The sequence below is a fragment of the Pantoea sp. DY-17 genome (genome assembly GCF_019795975.1).
GTDB lineage: Bacteria > Pseudomonadota > Gammaproteobacteria > Enterobacterales > Enterobacteriaceae > Pantoea > Pantoea leporis.
In genome coordinates this window covers 1,141,215-1,158,690 of the sequence record NZ_JAIMIG010000001.1, presented here as the reverse complement: position 1 = coordinate 1,158,690, position 17,476 = coordinate 1,141,215, and the positions used below count along the sequence as shown (strand labels likewise).

The following is a 17,476-nucleotide window of genomic DNA, read 5'->3' as shown; positions in this document are numbered from 1 at the left end:
GAAGTTCGTGAGAAAGCTCACAGAACCACACAAGTGGCGAGATGTGAGCCTTGCCGCATTTCTGTCAATCGCCGGTGAGATCTTGAAAAATTAGCCATTTTCCTGCGTCACTAAGATGAAAATTCAAGGTAAGGTGCGGGGCGCCTGCGTAGACTCGGCAACGGTTGAGTTAATTAAGAGGCGAATCATGACCGTTCTACATAGCGCAGATTTCTTCCCTGAAGGGAATTACGCCATCGCCATCGAGCCGCGTGTGCCGCAGCAGGCATTTCCGGAGCACCATCATGATTTCCATGAAATCGTGTTGGTGGAACAAGGTTCTGGCATTCATGTGTTTAACGGTCAGCCACAAGCTTTATCCGCAGGATGCGTGTGCTTTGTGCGCGATCACGATCGTCATCTTTATGAGCAAACGGAAAATTTGTGTCTGACCAACGTGCTGTATCGCAGTCCGGCGTCATTTCGTTTTCTCTCGGGTTTGCAGGCGCTCCTGCCGCGCGAAGAAGAGGATCACTACGCGTCGCACTGGCGCATTAATCACAAGGTGATGGCGCAGGCGCTGCAAATCGTTACGCAGATGAAGCAGCAAGATGTGTGGTCGCTGGAACGTCACGCACGTCAGGAGCAACTTTTTCTGCAACTGCTGGTGTTGTTGCGCGAAGCGGCTCACAACGATCAATCACAGGATCAGGAAGCACGCTTACATCGGTTGCTCGACTGGCTCAATGAGCACTACAGTGAAGAGATTGTGTGGGATGCATTAGCCGATCGTTTTTCATTGTCGCTGCGCACTCTGCACCGCCAGATGAAGCAGCAAACCGGTAATACACCGCAGCGTTACCTTAATCGGCTTCGCCTGTTACAGGCGCGGCATTTACTGCGTCATAGCGATATGCGCATTACAGACATCGCCTACCAGTGTGGATTTGGTGACAGCAATCACTTCTCCACGCTGTTCCGGCGGGAATTTGGCTGTGCGCCCAGAGCGGAGCGCCAGCAGATGCTATAACTGGAGCGTTTCCTCATGTCGCTGATCTTAACGCGCGAAGACTATTTTCCAGCCACCAATCTGCCGATTGCGGTGGCCGAGCGCATGCCGCAGCCCTCCTTTCCTCCGCACCGTCATGAATTCAGTGAAATCGTTATCGTCTGGCGCGGTAACGGCCTGCATGTGTTGAATGATCGTCCATGGTTGGTAACCTGCGGCGACGTTTTTTACATTCACGATAACGACTGCCACAGCTATGACAGCGTCAACGATCTGGCGCTGGATAACATTCTTTACTGCCGCGATCGCTTTCGTCTTGGCCTTGACTGGAGCCAGTTGTTGCCGCCGCCAGAAGAAGATTCGCCGGGCTGCTGGCGTTTGACCACCCGCGGGATGGCGTTAGCGCGCGGTGTGATTAGCCAGCTGGAACGCGAAAGCCGCAAAAGTGATTCGCTATCGATTCAACTCTCTGAGGCGCTGTTTTTGCAATTAGCATTGATTCTGCGCCGTCACGGTTATGCTGCCGATCGGCCCTGGGCATTACCTGAGGGTGAGCAACTGGATCTGCTGATGTCGGCATTGCAAGGTGCCATCAGCCGTCCATTCGATTTGGCAGTGTTCTGCCAGCAGAATCAGTTGAGCGAGCGTGCGTTGAAGCAACTGTTTCGCCAGCAAACCGGTATGACCGTGGGACACTATCTGCGGCAACTACAGCTGTGTCAGGCGAAATATCTGCTGCGGACGCAGGATTGCTTAATCAGTGAAGTGGCCGCGCGTTGCGGCTTCGATGACAGTAACTACTTTTCGGTGGTGTTTACGCGGGAAACCGGTTTAACGCCGAGCGCGTGGCGGCAGCGTTTCCTGCCGCAGCGTGAATTCTCAGCAGAGAAAGTGAAGGCCTGACGTGCCGTAGCGGCGTCAGGCTTTACATTAGGCTGCCATGCCTAATCCAACAATGTTGGCAGCAATGATAATCACCACACAACCCAGTGACAGAACGCGAACCGGACGTTGCCCCGCCGATTTCCACTCTTTTAGTACCAGACCAACCAATCCACCGCACAGCACGTAGAGGCTCATATGCAGCATCCAGCTGATGAAGTCATACTGTGCTGGGATTTTGGCGTGTCCCCAGGCGTAGAAGAAGAACTGCAGATACCACATGGTGCCGCCCAGCACAGCAAACGCAATATTGGCCAGCAGCATTGGTTTGGCGACGGAGAAATCACGGCGTACAGAAATATCGGTTTTTACCGCCAGACGGATGAAGCAGTAAGCCAGATTGATTAACGCACCACCGCCCATGATCACCACATAGCTTGGCAACGCGACATAGAGTGGATTGATGCCCAGATTGGCTGCGGCTTCATGCATCGGCTTAGCGGCATCCATCGCAAACGACATGCCGGCCGAAAAGATGCCGCACATTACGGCCAGAATCAGCCCTTTTTTCAGGTTGAACTCTTCGGCATTGATGCCCAGCGCCCGCTCTTTTAACAGACCGGCACGCGATACAATCCCCACGCCGATCAGCGCAACTAACACGCCGAGCAGTGTCATACGTCCGCCTGGTGAGCTGAATAGCTCGACAAAGCGGCCCTGCAGCAGCGGCGTCATCAAGGTTCCCACCACTAACGTGATACCGATGGCAATACCAATGCCCATCGACATCCCGAGGTAGCGCATGGTCAAACCATAGTTGATGTTACCGATGCCCCACATGGCACCAAACAGAAATACCGGCATCAGTTGAGAGAAACTAAAGCTGCCGTAATACGCCCAGAAGTTCGGCAGTAATACCGCACTGACTGCCCAGGGAAGAATCAGCCACGACATAACGCCGCCTACTGACCACATCGTTTCCCAGGACCACTTTTTCACCTGCTTAAATGGAGCATAAAAACAGGCGGCACTGGCGGCACCCACCAGATGCCAGAAAATACCTGCAATGATGGCACTGTTCATTGTTATTCCTTCGTAAGGTTGAGGCCAACAGGAAACCGGCGGTTTCCCGATTACCGGCAGTCTACGGTGGGCAGCTTTTCGTCAGCCTTTGGATGGCTGCCGGAAAGCGGAGGTTGCTGGCAAAATTCGGTGGGTCGTCAACATAAGGATCACAAAATCGCATTCGCAGGCAGGTCACGGGGTGATTTTTATAAGTGGCTTATTCTTCAACATATTTTTCTATTATGCTGTGCCGATCAGCACAGTTTTTGATTCACTGCCACTGCAACAGTTAACATGGCAGTCACACAAAGCCGCGTACCAGGCTTTCCCCGCAGGCGTTTAATCCGTATAACGTTGGGAAAATCATCAGGACGAAGGATTGAGATGAATACCAAAAGATTGCGGCTGTTGCTGTCACAATCGGTGAGCCGCGTGATGCTGGATGACATCCGGGCCATCGTGCCGGCGCAGGCGCTGAACGTCTTTATTAATGGATTAGATGAAGCACATTACGCCACGCTGGATTGCGTGCAGAGCGAGGAGAATTGCGCCCTGCTGGCTTCGGTGATTGTGGTGTGGCGACAGCTGGGTCACGTTCATGCGATTCATTATCAGAAAGGTGAGCATCTGCGTCAGGTCGACGACGCCACGCAATTCCAGCTGTTCAGTATGATGAAAACCCATCGCGCGATCGTGCAGATCGCTTAACTCTCGGGATGACTATGAAAATCGGACTGCTTTTCCCTATTGCCATCATCATTGCTGGCGTCAGTTTTTTGGCGTGGTTTATTGTCAGCGGCGCGGCGATGCCAGGTTCCTGACATTTTTTAACATACCTTAAATCACTACTAAGCCGCTGAAAGCGCGGCATTTCGCCAGGAATGCTGCGTCTGTCGTGTTGTTCTTCCCTTCTTTGCCATCCCTCAAGTCGCATTGGCAATAGCAAAAAGGTGCTACACCCTGATCTGTTTCACTCTGCAATTCACAAATCTTTAACGAAACCGATCGCGGAGAACCTGCACATGACAACACACCATCAACATTATATTAATGGCGCGTTTGTTGCCGATCAGAACGATAAGTGGATAGAAGTGATTAACCCAGCAACTGAGGCATTACTTTCGCGCGTGCCGGAAGGCAGTAAACACGACGCCGCGCAGGCCATCGACGCTGCTGAAGTGGCGCAGCCGGATTGGGAAGCGCTCCCCGCCGTTGAACGCGGCAACTGGCTGCGCAAAATTGCCGCTGCTATTCGTCAGCGTGAACCAGAACTGACCGCCACTATCGTCGCCGAAGGCGGAAAAACCCAGGGTCTGGCGCAAACTGAAGTACTGTTTACAGCTGATTATCTTGAGTACATGGCCGAATGGGCACGCCGTTATGATGGCGAGATCGTTAATAGCGATCGTCCCAACGAAAACATCTTTGTGTTCAGGAAAGCGATTGGCGTCACCACCGGCATTCTGCCGTGGAACTTCCCCTTCTTCCTGATTGCACGTAAAGCCGCGCCCGCGCTGGTAACCGGCAATACCATTGTTATCAAGCCAAGTGAGCTGACGCCTAACAATGCGGCGATTTTTGCGCACATCATCCATGAAATTGGTCTGCCAAAAGGCGTGATCAACTTTGTTTACGGCTATGGGCCGGAGATTGGTCAGGAGCTGGCAGGCAACCCGAAAGTCGGCCTGGTCAGTCTGACCGGCAGCGTCAACGCCGGTATCGCCACCATGGAAGCTGCAGCGAAAAACGTCACCAAAGTCTCGCTTGAACTGGGCGGAAAAGCACCAGCCATCGTCATGGATGATGCCGATCTCGATCTGGCGGTTAAAGCGATTGTTAGCTCTCGCGTGATCAACACCGGACAGGTATGTAACTGTGCTGAACGCGTTTACGTGCAGGAAGGCATCTACGATCGCTTTATCAGTGCGCTGACTGCCGCCATGCAGCAGGTGAAATTGGGTAATCCGGCCGAGCAAAACGATATCGATATGGGGCCGCTAATCACTGCGGCCGCGCTGGAACGCGTTGAGCAGAAAGTGGCGAACGCGGTCGCGGATGGCGGCAAAGTAGTGCTGGGCGGGAAGCGTGCAGGCAGCAAAGGCTTCTATTTTGAGCCAACCATTATCACGGGCGTGCGTCAGGATATGGAGATCATGCAGCAAGAGATTTTTGGTCCGGTGCTGCCAGTAATGACCTTTAAAACCCTTGATGAAGCCATAGCGCTGGCGAATGACTGTGAATATGGTCTGACCTCATCGATTTACACTCAGAACCTCAACACCGCGATGGTTGCCCTGCGTAAGTTGAAGTTTGGTGAAACCTATATCAACCGCGAGAACTTCGAAGCGATGCAAGGTTTCCATGCGGGCTGGCGTAAATCGGGCATTGGCGGCGCTGATGGCCGTCACGGTTTGGAAGAGTTCTTACAGACGCACGTGGCATATTTGCAGTTCTCGTAGGATCGCCATTCATGGCGTAATGCTTGTCAATTAAGCCAACGACGAGGGCGCAGGCCGGTGGCACTTTTGGTCCGGCGGTCCTCGCGCCGCTAGCGCGGTACCTTCACTTCGCTCGTCTGCCTGACGGACCGGTGGAGACGGGACGTCCTTGTCCCGGCTCCACCTTTCGCCCGCTTCCTGCGGGCTCTCCTGGCTTCCTCGCTTCGTTCAGCGCTGCGGATTGCCTGCCCAAAAGTGCCCCCGGCCTGCTTTAAAGCTTCAGTGCGTGTTTCTGAAAAGGGCACATTTGCCAGAGGCTCTGGCGCGTCTGCTGCGGCAAAAGGGCTATCCGCAGCGCTGAGGCTTTTACGTTGGGCCAGGAGCCTCACGCATGGATGCGTGAGGCAGTTCGGGGCGGCCAGGACGGCCGATCCGCGAACGGTCCGTTGGCACGACGTGGAAGCCGAAGGCACCGCGTTAGCGGCGCGAGGACGGCCCATGACGCAGCAGATGTGTCAGAGCCCGCACCAGATTTAAAGCAAAATGGTTTCTTAACTGACAAGTATGACGCCATTCATGCCGACCAGGTGCGCATCCTTGGGCACCTGAAACCTTTATGAAACCCGCTTCTGGCTGCGCAGCAGCGCCAGGCCGCTTAACACCGACATCGCCATCAAATAATAACCGGGCGCCAGACTGGTGCCGGTCGCGCTAATCAGCAGTGTACAAATCAGCGGTGCAAAGCCACCAAATACGGTAACCGCCACGTTATAGCTTATCGCCATGCCGCTGGCGCGCGTACCAATCGGGAACAGATCCGCCATCACCGATGGTACCGTTGAGAAGTAGATCGACTTCAGCAGCGCCATCCAGCACACCAGCAAAATCAACGTAGTTGGCGTGGTGTGATCAACCACCAGCTTAAACGCCGGATAGATGGTGACGATCAGCAGAATCAGCGATCCCCACATTAGCGGCACGCGGCCCACACGCTCGGCCCATAACCCCATAATTGGCGTGACCACCGTCAGAATCACACCTGCCAACAATGTGGCGGTAAACGCCACGCTGCCCGACAGATGCAGATTTTTGGTGGCGTAAGTCGGCACATAGTTCAGCATATAGTTCACCGCAGTCGAGATCACCATCAGGCCGATCGCCAACAGCATCAACTCCTTCTGGCGACCAAACAGGCTTTTAAGCGGCGCGGCTTCCGGTTTGTGCTCAGCAAAGCTTGCCGGTTCATGTACGTGACGTCGGATATAGATCCCCAGCGGGCCAATCAGCAGGCCGAAGGCGAAAGGAATACGCCATCCCCAATCCTGAATCTGGCTTTCGCTGAGAATCTGCGTCAGCCCTAGGCCAAACGCCGACGCCATCAACGTACTGGCGCCCTGCGTGGCGAACTGCCAGCTGGCGATAAAGGCTTTGCGCTCTGGGAAATGCTCAACCAGGAACGCCGTCGAGCTGCCAAATTCGCCTCCGGCAGAGAAACCCTGCACCAGACGCGCCAGCAAAATCAGCAGCGGTGCCATCAGGCCAATGCTGCTGTAGCTCGGCATAAAGGTAATGACCGCGCCGCCGAGCATCATCAGGTTGATCGATAACAACAGCGCTTTTTTCCGACCATGACGATCGGCATAGTTGCCCAGCACAATCGCGCCCAGCGGACGAATCAGGAATGACACACCAAAACTGCCAAAGGTCAGCAACATCGAGACCGACGGATCGCTGGTAGGAAAGAAGGCATGCGCAATGTAGCTGGCAAAAAAGCCGTACACGGCGATATCAAACCACTCCAGCGCGTTGCCGATACAGGTAGCGAACAGCGTTTTGTGCAGATTGGGCTTCGCCGCGCTCAATGGCATCGCCGTATTCAATGTACTCATTGGCCACCTCCAACGTGCGCACGATGCTGCGCCACCAGTTCCGTTCCCTGCTCGCCGAGATCCCACAGCAGGCGCGTCATAATCTGCAAACCTTCGCGGGCTATTGATTTCAACATATGCTCGTTGACACCATGCTGGCCGCAGGCCGGATACGAGTGCGGCACCCACAAGGTTGGCAAACCGAGAATGTCAGAGAACACTTCATTGGGCAGCGAGCCGCCAAGATTAGGCAGCAGCGCCGGTTTCTTGCCGCTGGTTTCCGCCATGCTGGTCAGCACCCAATTGACCAGCGGATCGGTGGGATCAAGGCGTGTCGCGGGCGATCCGCGCATAAACTCCACGTCCACATAGTCAAAACCGTGCTGATGCAGATGTGCGCGCACATGCTGGGCGAGATTTTCCCAGTCGGTACCCACCACAAAACGCAGCTGACAAACGGCGGTGGCACAGCCTGGAATAGCATTCATCGGACGCGCCGGATTGCCGGTGAGAAACGACAATACTTCCAGCGTGTTCCAGCCATACAGGCGTTCGGTTGGCGTCAGTCCCGGCTCGCCCCAGTTCATGTCGATATCGGGATCGCCTGGCATGCCGCCCACCTCGATATCGCCGAGAATATCGCGCACCTGCGGCGTCAAAGAGTTGGGTTTCAGCGTTTCAACCTGCAACACGCCCTGCGCGTTGACCAGCGAGGCGATAGCGTTGGCTAGCTGCGTCCCCGGATTGCTCAACAAGCCGCCCCAGTTGCCGGAGTGATAAGCGTTGTCACGCGCGTTAACTGTCAAACGGAAATTAACCGCGCCGCGTGAGCCCAGGAACAGCGTCGGACGAACCGCGTTGAGGCGCGGACCGTCTGAGGCAATAAAAAGATCGGCTTGCAGCAGTTCGCCATGTTGCTGGCACAACTGTGCCAGCCCTGGCGAGCTGATCTCTTCGCCCATCTCGAACAGCATTTTGCAGTTGAAGCCCAGGCTGCCGCCGCGCAACGCAAACACCTGCTCCAGCGCCGCCAGATTGACGCAATGCTGGCCTTTGTTATCGGCGCTGCCGCGCGCATACCAGCGATCGCCCTCTTCAACCATCTGCCACGGCGATAAGCCATCGCGCCAGTTTTCATCATCACCAAACACCACATCGCCGTGACCATAGCTGAGCAAGGTTGGCAGCTTGGGATCTTCAATGCGTACCGCCACGAGGAACGGTCGATTAGCGGCTTCCGGGTTGTCGATGAAATGCAACGTGAAGCCCAATGCGATCAGCTGCGGGCCGATCTCATCCTGCAAATAGCGCTGTAATTCGCTGTCACGATCGTCGCGCTGGCTTTCGGTACGTTGCGCCACGCGACGTGCCAAAATTCGTTGAAACTCCCCGCTGTCAAAATAAGCGGTGGCCTGTTGAACCGCCTGATGTGCTGTCATGTTTGCCCTGTCTTTTATTGTTTTCTCGTTAACGCATCTTTGCGGAAACACTGCTTTGCCACAATTATCAATTTATCGAGTAAGATTTGCTTTTGAAGCAAAGCCAGGCTGCCCGATTTCGAGGCATGCACCACCATGAGGCATCCGCATGTTAAGCAGTGAAATCCGCTATTTTCTCGCCGTCGCCAATACCGGCTCGCTCAGCGCCGCCAGCGAACAGCTGTTTGTGGCGGTCTCGGCGATCAGTCGGCAAATTCAGCGGCTGGAGAATCAGGTTGGCGTGCCGCTGTTTGCGCGTCACGCGCGCGGCATGGTGTTGAACGAGGCGGGCGAAATCTTCGCACATCATGTACGTAAGAACCTGCTGGATATGGAGTATGCGCTGGCGGAGATTAAGGGACTGAAAGCGGTGCGCCGTACGCTGATCCGCGTGGCCTGCACCGATGGGCTGGCGTTTACCCTGCTGCCACGCATGATCGCGGATTTCCGCACTGACAATCCGGGCGTGCTGTTCGATGTGAAAGTCGCCAGCACGCAAGGCGTGGCGGAGGCACTGCGCAACGGCGAGTGTGATGTGGCGCTGCAGTTTAGTCTCCACGCTGAGCGCGGTGTGGAAGTGATGGGTTCGTGGCCGGCACCGGTGTTAATCGTTATGCATCAAACGCATCCGCTGGCGACCGCGCCGCAGGTCACGCTCGCCGATCTCAGTCACTATCCGCTGGCCTTGCCGCAGCAAAACACCACCGTGCGGCAACTGTTTGAGCTCGCCAGCCATATGAATGGCAGCCTGGTTGAGCCGGTGATGACCTGCGATACCTTTTCGATGTTGTTTCAATTTCTGCTGCGCACGCCGCAGGCGGTGACAATTTGCAGCGCCTTTACCGTGCTGCAGGAAGCGGAAACGCACGGTTTGATTTTGCGCTCGGTAGGCATCGATCAGCTGAGCCAGCGCACCTTGCAGCTGCAGACGCAATCAGGGCGGCCTCGCAGTGCCGCCCTGAATGTGTTTCTCGCCTTTATGCTGCAACAGCTGGATGCGTTAGAGGAACCGCTGCGCCAGCGCTGGAAGCCGTGACTCAGTTCTTGATATCCACCGGGTAGAAGATGTGTTTACCGAACGGATCGACCTGATAACCAGTCACCGATTTGCGCACCGGCTCGAAGATGGTTGAGTGAGCAATCATCACCGCTGGCATTTGATCATGCATAATCTGCTGCGCTTGCTGATACAGCGCCACGCGTTTGTCGTGATTTTGCTCGGCGCGCGCTTCGGTAATGATCTTCTCAAACGGCTGATAACACCATTTCGACGAGTTGGAGCCGCCATTTGCCGAGGTGCAGCTGTAAAGCGGACCGAAGAAGTTATCCGGATCGCCGGTCGCCGTGGTCCAGCCCATCAGCGCCGCCTGATGCTCACCGCCTTTCACGCGCTTGAGGTATTCACCCCACTCATAACTGACGATATTGGCTTTGATACCCACTTTGGCCCAGTCCGCCTGAATCATCTCCGCCATTCGTCGCGCATTCGGGTTATACGGTCGCTGTACCGGCATCGCCCACAGGGCGATTTCGGTGCCTGGCTTAATCCCCGCCTCCTGCAGCAGCGCTTTGGCTTTCTGCGGATCGTAGTCGTAATCCTTCAGATCTTTATCCGCACTCCACACGTCCGGCGGCAGGATGTTTTTCGCTACCGTGCCAGTACCTTTGAAGATGGCATCAATGATCGCCTGCTTATTGATCGCCATCGCCAGCGCCTGACGGACCTTGACGTTATCCAGCGGTGCTTTGGTGGTGTTGAACGACAGGAAACCGGTATTCAGGCCCGATTTCTGTTCCAGCGTTAAATCGGGATTGGTGCGCATCTTCTCCAGATCGGCCGGATTGGGGAACGGCATAATCTGGCATTCGTTTTTCTCCAGCTTGGCATAACGCACCGAGGCGTCCGGCGTGATCGAGAAGACAATACGATCCAGTTTCGCCTTGCCCTGCCAGTATTCCGGGAAGGCCTTATAGAGAATGCGCGAATCTTTTTGATACTGCACCAGCTCAAAAGGCCCGGTGCCAATCGGCTCCATATCGACCTTCTCCGGCGTGCCGGCTTTCAACATCTGGTCGGCGTATTCAGCCGAATGGATCGAGGCAAAATACCAGGCTAAGTCGGCGAGGAATGGCGCTTCAGCGTGAGCTAAGGTAATGCGCACGGTATTGTCATCGACCTTCTCAATGCTGGTGATCAGCTTCGCCAGCTCGAGGCTTTCGAAGTTGGCATAGTTACCGCCGGAGACATTGTGGTAGGGGTTTTTGGCATCCATCTGGCGCATAAACGAGAAGATTACGTCGTCGGCGTTAAAATCGCGCGACGGCTTAAACAGCTTGTTGCTCTGGAATTTCACCCCTTTGCGCAGATGGAAGGTGTAGACCTTACCATCCGGGCTGATATCCCAGCTCTCGGCGAGGCTCGGCACCAGTTCGGTGGTGCCGGGCGTGAAATCCACAAGGCGGTTGAAAATCGGTACCGCGCTGGCATCGACGCTGGTTCCCGACGTGTACAATTGCGGGTTAAAGTTCTCTGGCGATCCTTCTGAACAGTACACCAGCGTTTTTGCCGAAACCCCGCCCGCGACCGCCAAGCCGATTGCAGTGAGAGTGAGATTTTCCATCATTTTTTTCATCATGATCCTCGCTTTTTATTGACTTCCATGAGTCTGCTTCGTTATGTAATGTTCATCTGATTAATAAATAACATGATTTAACCAGCACGCGTACTACAGACGCCGCAATGCTAATAAGGAATTGTGATGACAGACCAACTTGCCAGCCAATTGACCCAGCGTTTCTACCGTTATCTGGCGGTTTCCAGCCAGAGCGATGCCAAATCAACCACGCTGCCGAGTACGCCGTCCCAACATGCGATGGCGGAGTTACTGGCAAAGGAGCTGGGCGAATTGGGTTTACAGGATATCGTGATTGACCAGCACGCCACGGTCACTGCGGTGAAACCCGGCAATCGCCCTGATGCGCCGCGTATCGGTTTTATCACCCATATTGATACCGTGGATGTTGGCCTGTCGCCGGATATCCACCCGCAAACCCTCAGGTTTACCGGGGAAGATCTGTGCCTTAACAGCACGCAGGACATCTGGCTGCGCGTGGCGGAACATCCGGAGATCAAACCTTATCTCGGGCAGGAGATTATCTTCAGCGACGGCACCAGCGTGCTGGGCGCCGATAACAAAGCAGCGGTGACGGTGGTGATGACGTTGCTGGAGAACCTGCGCGGCGATCACGGTGATATCGTGGTGGCGTTTGTGCCCGATGAAGAGATTGGCCTGCGTGGCGCAAAAGCGCTGGATCTGGAGCAGCGCTTTAACGTCGATTTCGCCTGGACTATCGACTGCTGCGAGCTGGGTGAAGTGGTGTATGAAAACTTCAATGCCGCCGCCGCTGAGCTGGTGTTTACCGGCGTGCCGGCGCATCCGATGTCGGGCAAAGGCGTATTGGTCAATCCGCTGCTGATGGCGCATGACTTCATCTCCCGCTTCGATCGCTTAAAAACCCCCGAACATACCGAAGGCCGCGAAGGTTATATCTGGTTCAACGATATGAATGCCAACGCCAGCCGCGCGGTGTTGAAAGCCTCGATTCGTGATTTCGATTTGCAGGGTTTTGATGCGAAGAAACAGCAACTGGTGGAAGTGGCCGATGAAATCGCCGCGCGTTATCCCACCGGCCATGTAGCGCTGACGATTAACGATATTTACAGCAATATCAGTAATGCAATTGGTGAAGATCGTCGTGCGATTGACCTGATTTTTGCCGCGTTAGAGCAAGTGGGCGTGGAACCCAAGGTGATCCCGATGCGCGGCGGCACCGACGGTGCAGCGCTGTCAGCGAAAGGGCTGCTGACGCCGAACTTCTTCACCGGCGCGCACAATTTCCATTCGCGCTTTGAGTTTTTGCCGGTTCCCTCGTTTGTGAAGTCGTATCAGGTGGCCGAAGCGTTGTGTTATTTAGCCGCGAAATAAAAAAAGGTCGCCCTTCATGGCGACCTCTTTTTGGTTATTTGCTCGCTGAAACATCAATCCCAGGGAAGAATTTCGCCGCCAGCTTGGTGACGGTGCCATCGGCTTGCACCTTGGCGATTGCCGCATCCAGCTCTTGTTTCAGTTTGTCATCGCCTTTACGCAGACCAAAACCGATACCGGTGCCGAGAATGGTGTCATCTTCTACCGGCTTGCCGGCAAAGGCGAAACCTTTACCCTGCGGCTTTTCGAGGAAGCCCGATTGACCGGCAGCTGACATCACCAGCGTGCCGTCAAGACGACCGGCAACCATGTCGTTGTAAACCTGGTTCTGATCCTGATAAGAGGTCACTGTAACGCCTTGCGCTTCCCAGTGCTTCTTGGCATAGGTTTCCTGGATCGAACCCTGTAGCACCCCGATGTTCTTCCCTTTCAGTGATTCGGCGGTTGGCAGCAGCTTCTCGCCCTCTTTCACGATTAACATGGTCGGAATGCGGTAGATCGGCTTAGTGAAGTCGATGCTTTTCGCCCGCGCTTCGGTGATGTTCATTGCGGAGTTAATGGCATCAAATTTTTTCGCCTGCAGCGCCGGAATCAACGCATCAAAGCTGCTTTCCACCCACTTACAGTCGAAGTTACCTACCTGACAAATCGCTTTACCCAGTTCGATATCGAAACCTTCCAGTTCGCCCTGCGCGTTGCGGCTCTCAAAGGGCGGATACTGCGATTCCAGACCATAGCGTAAGGTTTCCTGCGCCAGCGCGTGCGCCGAAGTCAGCATGCCCAAAGCGACAAACAGTGCGTTCAATTTTTTCATTATATTTACCCCTAAGTTACCCTTTGACCTGGCAGAGCGCTTCTGCACCGGCCTGAAGTGTTGCGTCGTCTTTTGCGAATGACAGGCGAATTAATTTATTGTCAGTGCCGTCCATATAAAACGCCGACAACGGAATGGTGGCCACACCGTGATCGACGATGAGACGTTTTACCATTTCGCTATCACTTTCGTCACTGAAATGTCCGTAGCTGGCTAACATAAAGAACGAACCGGCGCTCGGCAGCAGTTTAAACGGCGAATCCTGCATCAAGGTCAGCAGGCGATCGCGCTTCTCCTGATAGAACGGCGACAGCTGCAGGTAGTTCTTCGGATTTTGCAGATAGTGAGCAAAACCGACCTGCATCGGCGTATCGGCGGCATACATCATGAACTGATGGACTTTGACGATCTCTTCCATCAGCGCTGCCGGTGCCAGCGCATAACCCACGCGCCAGCCGGTGACATGGAAGGTTTTACCGAAGGAGGAAACCACCACGCTGCGCTGCGCCAGTTCCGGATGCGTTGCCATACCGCAGTGCGTACGGCCATCAAACAGGATGTGTTCATAGACTTCGTCAGACAGCACCACAATATCGGTGTTGCGCGTCAACGCGGCTAACTGATCCAGATCCGCAGCTGACAGCACCTGCGCGCTGGGGTTGTGCGGCGTATTGATGATGATCATGCGGGTGCGCGGCGTAATGGTGGCGCGCAGTTCGTCCCAATTGATGGCGAAATCCGGCACCTGCAACTTCAGGCCAATTGGCGTAGCGCCCTGCAGACGGACCACCGGCGCGTAGCTGTCAAACGCCGGCTCGAAGAAGATCACTTCATCGCCTGCGTGGACCAGCGCGGAAATCGCCATGTAAATGCCCTGGCTGGCGCTGCCGGTGATCAGCACTTCGCTGCCGGCATCATAGTGCTGGCCATACAGCGTGTGAACTTTCTCCGCCAGCGCTTCATGCAGCGACGGCAGGCCGGTCATTGAAGCGTATTGGTTATGACCGTCACGCATCGCCTGGCTGACCAGCTCAACCAGCTGTGGATCACACGGGAAGTTGGGTGCGCCTTGCGACAGGTTAATGGCTTTATGCTGCGCCGACAGCTGGCCAATGACGCTAAAAATCGTCGTGCCGACATCGGGCTGTTTGGAAGAGATGTTAACACTGCTGTTCAAGGTCATCGGTGCCTCGTAAGGTTGCATAACCACGTATCGAAAGTAGATTTCTATTCAACGGTGTGCGGCTTGAGTCGACAAGCGAATTGTTGTCATAATAGCCATGATTAAAAATCATAGCTTGAGGTTATTATGTCCCGCTCTGCTCTGCCGCTCAATGCCATCCACGCGTTTCTGGTCACCGCGCGCCATCTCAATTTGACGCGTGCCGCCAGCGAGCTGTGCATCACCCAAGGCGCGGTGAGCCGTAAAATCGCCACGCTGGAGAGTTGGCTGGGCTTCGCGCTGTTTACCCGCCACGCACGTGGTCTGCATCTCACCGAACAAGGTGCCGCGCTGCTGCCGGAATTGCAGCAAGGTTTCGCCATGCTGGTGAATGCCACAGAAAAAGCCAGCCGCAGCAATGCCTCGATTCGCCTGAAAGCGCCTACCTGCGCCATGCGCTGGCTGGTGCCGCGTCTGGTGGCATTGGAACAGCAGCGGCCAGATATTCACGTAGCGTTGACCACCACACTCGATCATGGCTCGCAGCTCGATAATTTTGACGCGGCGATTGTGTTTGGCCCGTCGCCAGCCGGTTCGATTTGCCTGTTTGAGGAGCGTTTAACGCCGGTGATGGCCAGCAGCGTCACGCCGCCCACGCAGATTGGCGAACTGGCGAAGTTTACTTTTCTGCATCCCACGCCGGATTCACGCGACTGGCAGCTTTGGCTGGCCGGGCTGGATGCCGCGTTGCCAATGACGCGCAATCAGCATTTCGCCACCATGGATCTCGCGATCAGCGCTGCGATTCAGGGATTTGGCGTCACGGTGGCGGATGTCACCTTGGTGCAGAACGATGTGGTGAATGGGCGACTGATTGCGCCGTTTGCCACCAGTGTGGCGACCGGCGTAAGCTACAGCCTGTTACAGCGGGCGGAAAAAGATGCGCCACCGTTCCTGCCGGAACTGGTGGCGTGGTTATCTGAGGTTTAGAACGAGACCCATTCGTCAGAGGCTGATTTCGGCTGTGCGAGGCCTGCGCCGGTCAACACCGGCCGACGCAGCGCGGTTGGCGATACCACGGCCTTATTTACCGGCGCGCTGTCCGATAGACGGAATTTCGCCACCGAGGCCTGCAGCTCCTGCGTCTGGCGCTCCAGCGCGCTGGCAGCGGCAGAAACTTCCTCAACCAGCGAGGCGTTCTGCTGAGTGACGCTGTCCATCTCGGTGACGGCGGTACCGACCTGCGAAATCCCTTTGCTCTGCTCTTCTGACGCCGCAGCGATGTGCTTCATGATTTCATTTACATCCTGCACCGACTTAAGAATGTCGTGCATGGTGCTGCCCGCGCTGCTCACCAGCGCCGACCCTTTTTCCACGCGCTGCACGGAATCTTCGATCAATGTGGCGATCTCTTTCGCCGCACCGGCGCTGCGCTGTGCCAGATTGCGCACTTCACTGGCCACCACGGCAAAACCGCGGCCCTGTTCACCGGCGCGTGCGGCTTCTACCGCGGCGTTTAGCGCCAGGATGTTGGTCTGGAAAGCGATACTGTTAATCACGCTCGTGATCTCAGCGATCTTCTTCGAGCTGCCTGAGATGCCTTGCATGGTGGTAACCACTTCGCCTACCAACCGTCCGCCCTGCTGCGCGGTACCGGTAGCGGTTTCGGCCAGCGAACTGGCCTGTCGCGCGTTGTCGGCGTTGAACTTCACGGTAGCGGTTAACTGCTCCATGCTGGCCGCGGTTTGCTCCAGCGCGGCCGCCTGCTCTTCGGTGCGCGATGAGAGATCGTTGTTGCCAGAGGAGATCTCCGCTGCGCCGCGATAGATGTTTTCAGTGCCGCTGCGAATCGCGCTTACCGCTTCGCGCAGGCTGTCCTGCATGGCACGCAGCAGCGGCACCAGTTTGCCGACGCAGTTACGGCCAAAATCTTCCACCGGCTGGCTGAGGTCGCCCTGCGCAATAATCGTGAAATGGTTACGGATACGCTCCAGTGGTTTCACCAGCATCGCCACCAGATAGCGATCGGTAAACAGCAAGATAAACAAGCCAATCACCACCGCCACCAGAATAATGACTTTAGTGATGCTGGTGAGCTTATCGACGGTGACGCGCGTCTCATCCAGTTTGCTGCCTGCGGCTTTATTGAAAGCTTCCGCGCTGGCACCAAACGCACGACTAAGCGGCGGCGTGACGTTATTGGCTTGCGCACGATAGGCTTCAAGCGTGCCCTGCTGCGCCAGCGATACCTGCGGTGCGATGCCTTCATCGAGCAGTTTTTGCCAGTTGGCGATGACGCTATTGGCGGTCTCCGCATCCATCGGACCTGGCGCCATGGTTTTAAACTGCGCCAGCAGCGTTTTCATATTGTCGAGCGCTTGTTGCACCGGGGTAAAAGCATCAGCACCGACTGCGCTGCCTGAGGCGCGGCCTTCCATCACGCGAGACAGACGCGTAACGACACGAAAATATTGATCATTTCCTTTGCTTAAAATCGTCATTTGATTGACCAGTTGGCGGTCAATCTCGTTGCCCTCGCCGAGGGCGTTCAGTGAGTGGACGCTAAACAGCCCAACGGCACACCACAGCAGGCAAAACAGCCCAAGAATGGTGAGCAATACGGCGCGGATGGTGAAATTTTTTAAGATACCCATACATAATCCCTTGGTGTGAAACGCGAAGGAGGCCCGATAAAATCGGGCATATTGCGTTTATCGGCATCGGATCGGGAAAATGTAACGGTTTTGTAAGCTAATTAATTGCTTACTGACGCGGGTGAGAAATATGCGCTTTTA

15 protein-coding genes are annotated in these 17,476 nt (G+C 55.4%); 8 read left to right on the top strand and 7 right to left on the bottom strand.

The annotated features are described in order from the left end of the window. Window positions 1-187 precede the first annotated feature (187 nt). The gene (gene rhaS / locus K5Y33_RS05505) at window positions 188-1,009 is read left to right on the top strand and encodes an HTH-type transcriptional activator RhaS (protein ID WP_137385832.1); all 822 of its coding nucleotides are present in this window, start codon (window positions 188-190) and stop codon (window positions 1,007-1,009) included. 15 nt (window positions 1,010-1,024) lie between these two features. Continuing rightward, window positions 1,025-1,891, top strand: a complete 867-nt coding sequence (gene rhaR, locus K5Y33_RS05500; protein WP_222233401.1) for an HTH-type transcriptional activator RhaR — start codon at window positions 1,025-1,027, stop codon at window positions 1,889-1,891. Window positions 1,892-1,918: 27 nt separating this feature from the next. Here rhaR and rhaT read toward each other — a convergent pair whose 3' ends face one another. Then, window positions 1,919-2,953: an L-rhamnose/proton symporter RhaT gene (rhaT, locus tag K5Y33_RS05495; protein WP_101764338.1), complete on the bottom strand. Its 1,035-nt coding sequence runs from the start codon at window positions 2,951-2,953 to the stop codon at window positions 1,919-1,921. 366 nt (window positions 2,954-3,319) lie between these two features. Between rhaT and K5Y33_RS05490 the strand changes: the two genes are divergently transcribed. The 3 genes from K5Y33_RS05490 to aldA all read left to right on the top strand — a co-directional run bounded on the left by K5Y33_RS05490 (window position 3,320) and on the right by aldA (window position 5,394). After that, a complete protein-coding gene (locus K5Y33_RS05490; protein ID WP_101764337.1) occupies window positions 3,320-3,643 on the top strand; it encodes a hypothetical protein in 324 nt (107 codons plus the stop codon). 14 nt (window positions 3,644-3,657) lie between these two features. Continuing rightward, window positions 3,658-3,756 carry a YoaK family small membrane protein gene (locus K5Y33_RS05485; protein WP_137385834.1) on the top strand — a complete coding sequence of 33 codons (99 nt, stop codon included), beginning with the start codon at window positions 3,658-3,660 and terminating at the stop codon, window positions 3,754-3,756. Between the two features lie 201 nt (window positions 3,757-3,957). Further along, window positions 3,958-5,394: an aldehyde dehydrogenase gene (aldA, locus tag K5Y33_RS05480; protein ID WP_222233400.1), complete on the top strand. Its 1,437-nt coding sequence runs from the start codon at window positions 3,958-3,960 to the stop codon at window positions 5,392-5,394. A 593-nt stretch (window positions 5,395-5,987) separates the two neighbouring features. On the opposite strand, the gene K5Y33_RS05475 is transcribed toward aldA, so the two are convergent. Together K5Y33_RS05475 and K5Y33_RS05470 are read right to left on the bottom strand one after the other, a co-directional pair. Beyond that, window positions 5,988-7,262 (bottom strand): MFS transporter, encoded by a 1,275-nt coding sequence (locus K5Y33_RS05475; RefSeq protein WP_061718833.1) that lies wholly within the window; start codon window positions 7,260-7,262, stop codon window positions 5,988-5,990. Beyond that, complete coding sequence (locus tag K5Y33_RS05470; RefSeq protein ID WP_222233399.1) at window positions 7,259-8,680, bottom strand: M20 family metallopeptidase; 1,422 nt, start codon at window positions 8,678-8,680, stop codon at window positions 7,259-7,261. The genes K5Y33_RS05475 and K5Y33_RS05470 overlap by 4 nt, the downstream gene beginning before the upstream one ends. Before the next feature lie 148 nt (window positions 8,681-8,828). Here K5Y33_RS05470 and K5Y33_RS05465 point away from each other — a divergent pair, with 148 nt between their 5' ends. Beyond that, the gene (locus K5Y33_RS05465) at window positions 8,829-9,755 is read left to right on the top strand and encodes a LysR family transcriptional regulator (protein ID WP_222233398.1); all 927 of its coding nucleotides are present in this window, start codon (window positions 8,829-8,831) and stop codon (window positions 9,753-9,755) included. A gap of 1 nt (window position 9,756) precedes the next feature. Here the strand turns inward: K5Y33_RS05465 and K5Y33_RS05460 are convergent, their stop codons facing one another. Next, the gene (locus tag K5Y33_RS05460; RefSeq protein ID WP_222233854.1) at window positions 9,757-11,352 is read right to left on the bottom strand and encodes an ABC transporter substrate-binding protein; all 1,596 of its coding nucleotides are present in this window, start codon (window positions 11,350-11,352) and stop codon (window positions 9,757-9,759) included. Between the two features lie 126 nt (window positions 11,353-11,478). Here K5Y33_RS05460 and pepT point away from each other — a divergent pair, with 126 nt between their 5' ends. Continuing rightward, entirely contained in the window at window positions 11,479-12,705 is a 1,227-nt protein-coding gene (gene pepT / locus K5Y33_RS05455) for a peptidase T (protein WP_101764331.1), read from the top strand. A 34-nt stretch (window positions 12,706-12,739) separates the two neighbouring features. Here pepT and K5Y33_RS05450 read toward each other — a convergent pair whose 3' ends face one another. Together K5Y33_RS05450 and K5Y33_RS05445 are read right to left on the bottom strand one after the other, a co-directional pair. Further along, on the bottom strand, window positions 12,740-13,519 hold the full coding sequence (locus K5Y33_RS05450; RefSeq protein WP_101764330.1) for a transporter substrate-binding domain-containing protein: 780 nt from the start codon (window positions 13,517-13,519) through the stop codon (window positions 12,740-12,742). A 16-nt stretch (window positions 13,520-13,535) separates the two neighbouring features. Beyond that, a complete protein-coding gene (locus K5Y33_RS05445; protein ID WP_222233397.1) occupies window positions 13,536-14,702 on the bottom strand; it encodes a methionine aminotransferase in 1,167 nt (388 codons plus the stop codon). Between the two features lie 126 nt (window positions 14,703-14,828). Here K5Y33_RS05445 and K5Y33_RS05440 point away from each other — a divergent pair, with 126 nt between their 5' ends. Then, a complete protein-coding gene (locus K5Y33_RS05440; protein ID WP_222233396.1) occupies window positions 14,829-15,671 on the top strand; it encodes a LysR substrate-binding domain-containing protein in 843 nt (280 codons plus the stop codon). Here K5Y33_RS05440 and K5Y33_RS05435 read toward each other — a convergent pair. Then, window positions 15,668-17,335 (bottom strand): methyl-accepting chemotaxis protein, encoded by a 1,668-nt coding sequence (locus K5Y33_RS05435; protein ID WP_222182175.1) that lies wholly within the window; start codon window positions 17,333-17,335, stop codon window positions 15,668-15,670. The two genes, K5Y33_RS05440 and K5Y33_RS05435, sit on opposite strands and share 4 nt — an antisense overlap. Window positions 17,336-17,476: the final 141 nt, after the last annotated feature.

Excerpts from the sequence above, each read along its gene's own strand:
- rhaR (WP_222233401.1), top strand. The coding sequence starts at position 1,025 with ATGTCGCTGATCTTAACGCGCGAAGACTATTTTCCAGCCACCAATCTG.
- K5Y33_RS05490 (WP_101764337.1), top strand. The coding sequence starts at position 3,320 with ATGAATACCAAAAGATTGCGGCTGTTGCTGTCACAATCGGTGAGCCGC.
- K5Y33_RS05460 (WP_222233854.1), bottom strand. The coding sequence starts at position 11,352 with ATGAAAAAAATGATGGAAAATCTCACTCTCACTGCAATCGGCTTGGCG.
- K5Y33_RS05435 (WP_222182175.1), bottom strand. The coding sequence starts at position 17,335 with ATGGGTATCTTAAAAAATTTCACCATCCGCGCCGTATTGCTCACCATT.
- K5Y33_RS05475 (WP_061718833.1), bottom strand. The coding sequence starts at position 7,262 with ATGAGTACATTGAATACGGCGATGCCATTGAGCGCGGCGAAGCCCAAT.
- rhaT (WP_101764338.1), bottom strand. The coding sequence starts at position 2,953 with ATGAACAGTGCCATCATTGCAGGTATTTTCTGGCATCTGGTGGGTGCC.
- K5Y33_RS05450 (WP_101764330.1), bottom strand. The coding sequence starts at position 13,519 with ATGAAAAAATTGAACGCACTGTTTGTCGCTTTGGGCATGCTGACTTCG.
- K5Y33_RS05485 (WP_137385834.1), top strand. The coding sequence starts at position 3,658 with ATGAAAATCGGACTGCTTTTCCCTATTGCCATCATCATTGCTGGCGTC.
- K5Y33_RS05470 (WP_222233399.1), bottom strand. The coding sequence starts at position 8,680 with ATGACAGCACATCAGGCGGTTCAACAGGCCACCGCTTATTTTGACAGC.
- K5Y33_RS05445 (WP_222233397.1), bottom strand. The coding sequence starts at position 14,702 with ATGACCTTGAACAGCAGTGTTAACATCTCTTCCAAACAGCCCGATGTC.
- pepT (WP_101764331.1), top strand. The coding sequence starts at position 11,479 with ATGACAGACCAACTTGCCAGCCAATTGACCCAGCGTTTCTACCGTTAT.
- aldA (WP_222233400.1), top strand. The coding sequence starts at position 3,958 with ATGACAACACACCATCAACATTATATTAATGGCGCGTTTGTTGCCGAT.
- K5Y33_RS05440 (WP_222233396.1), top strand. The coding sequence starts at position 14,829 with ATGTCCCGCTCTGCTCTGCCGCTCAATGCCATCCACGCGTTTCTGGTC.
- rhaS (WP_137385832.1), top strand. The coding sequence starts at position 188 with ATGACCGTTCTACATAGCGCAGATTTCTTCCCTGAAGGGAATTACGCC.
- K5Y33_RS05465 (WP_222233398.1), top strand. The coding sequence starts at position 8,829 with ATGTTAAGCAGTGAAATCCGCTATTTTCTCGCCGTCGCCAATACCGGC.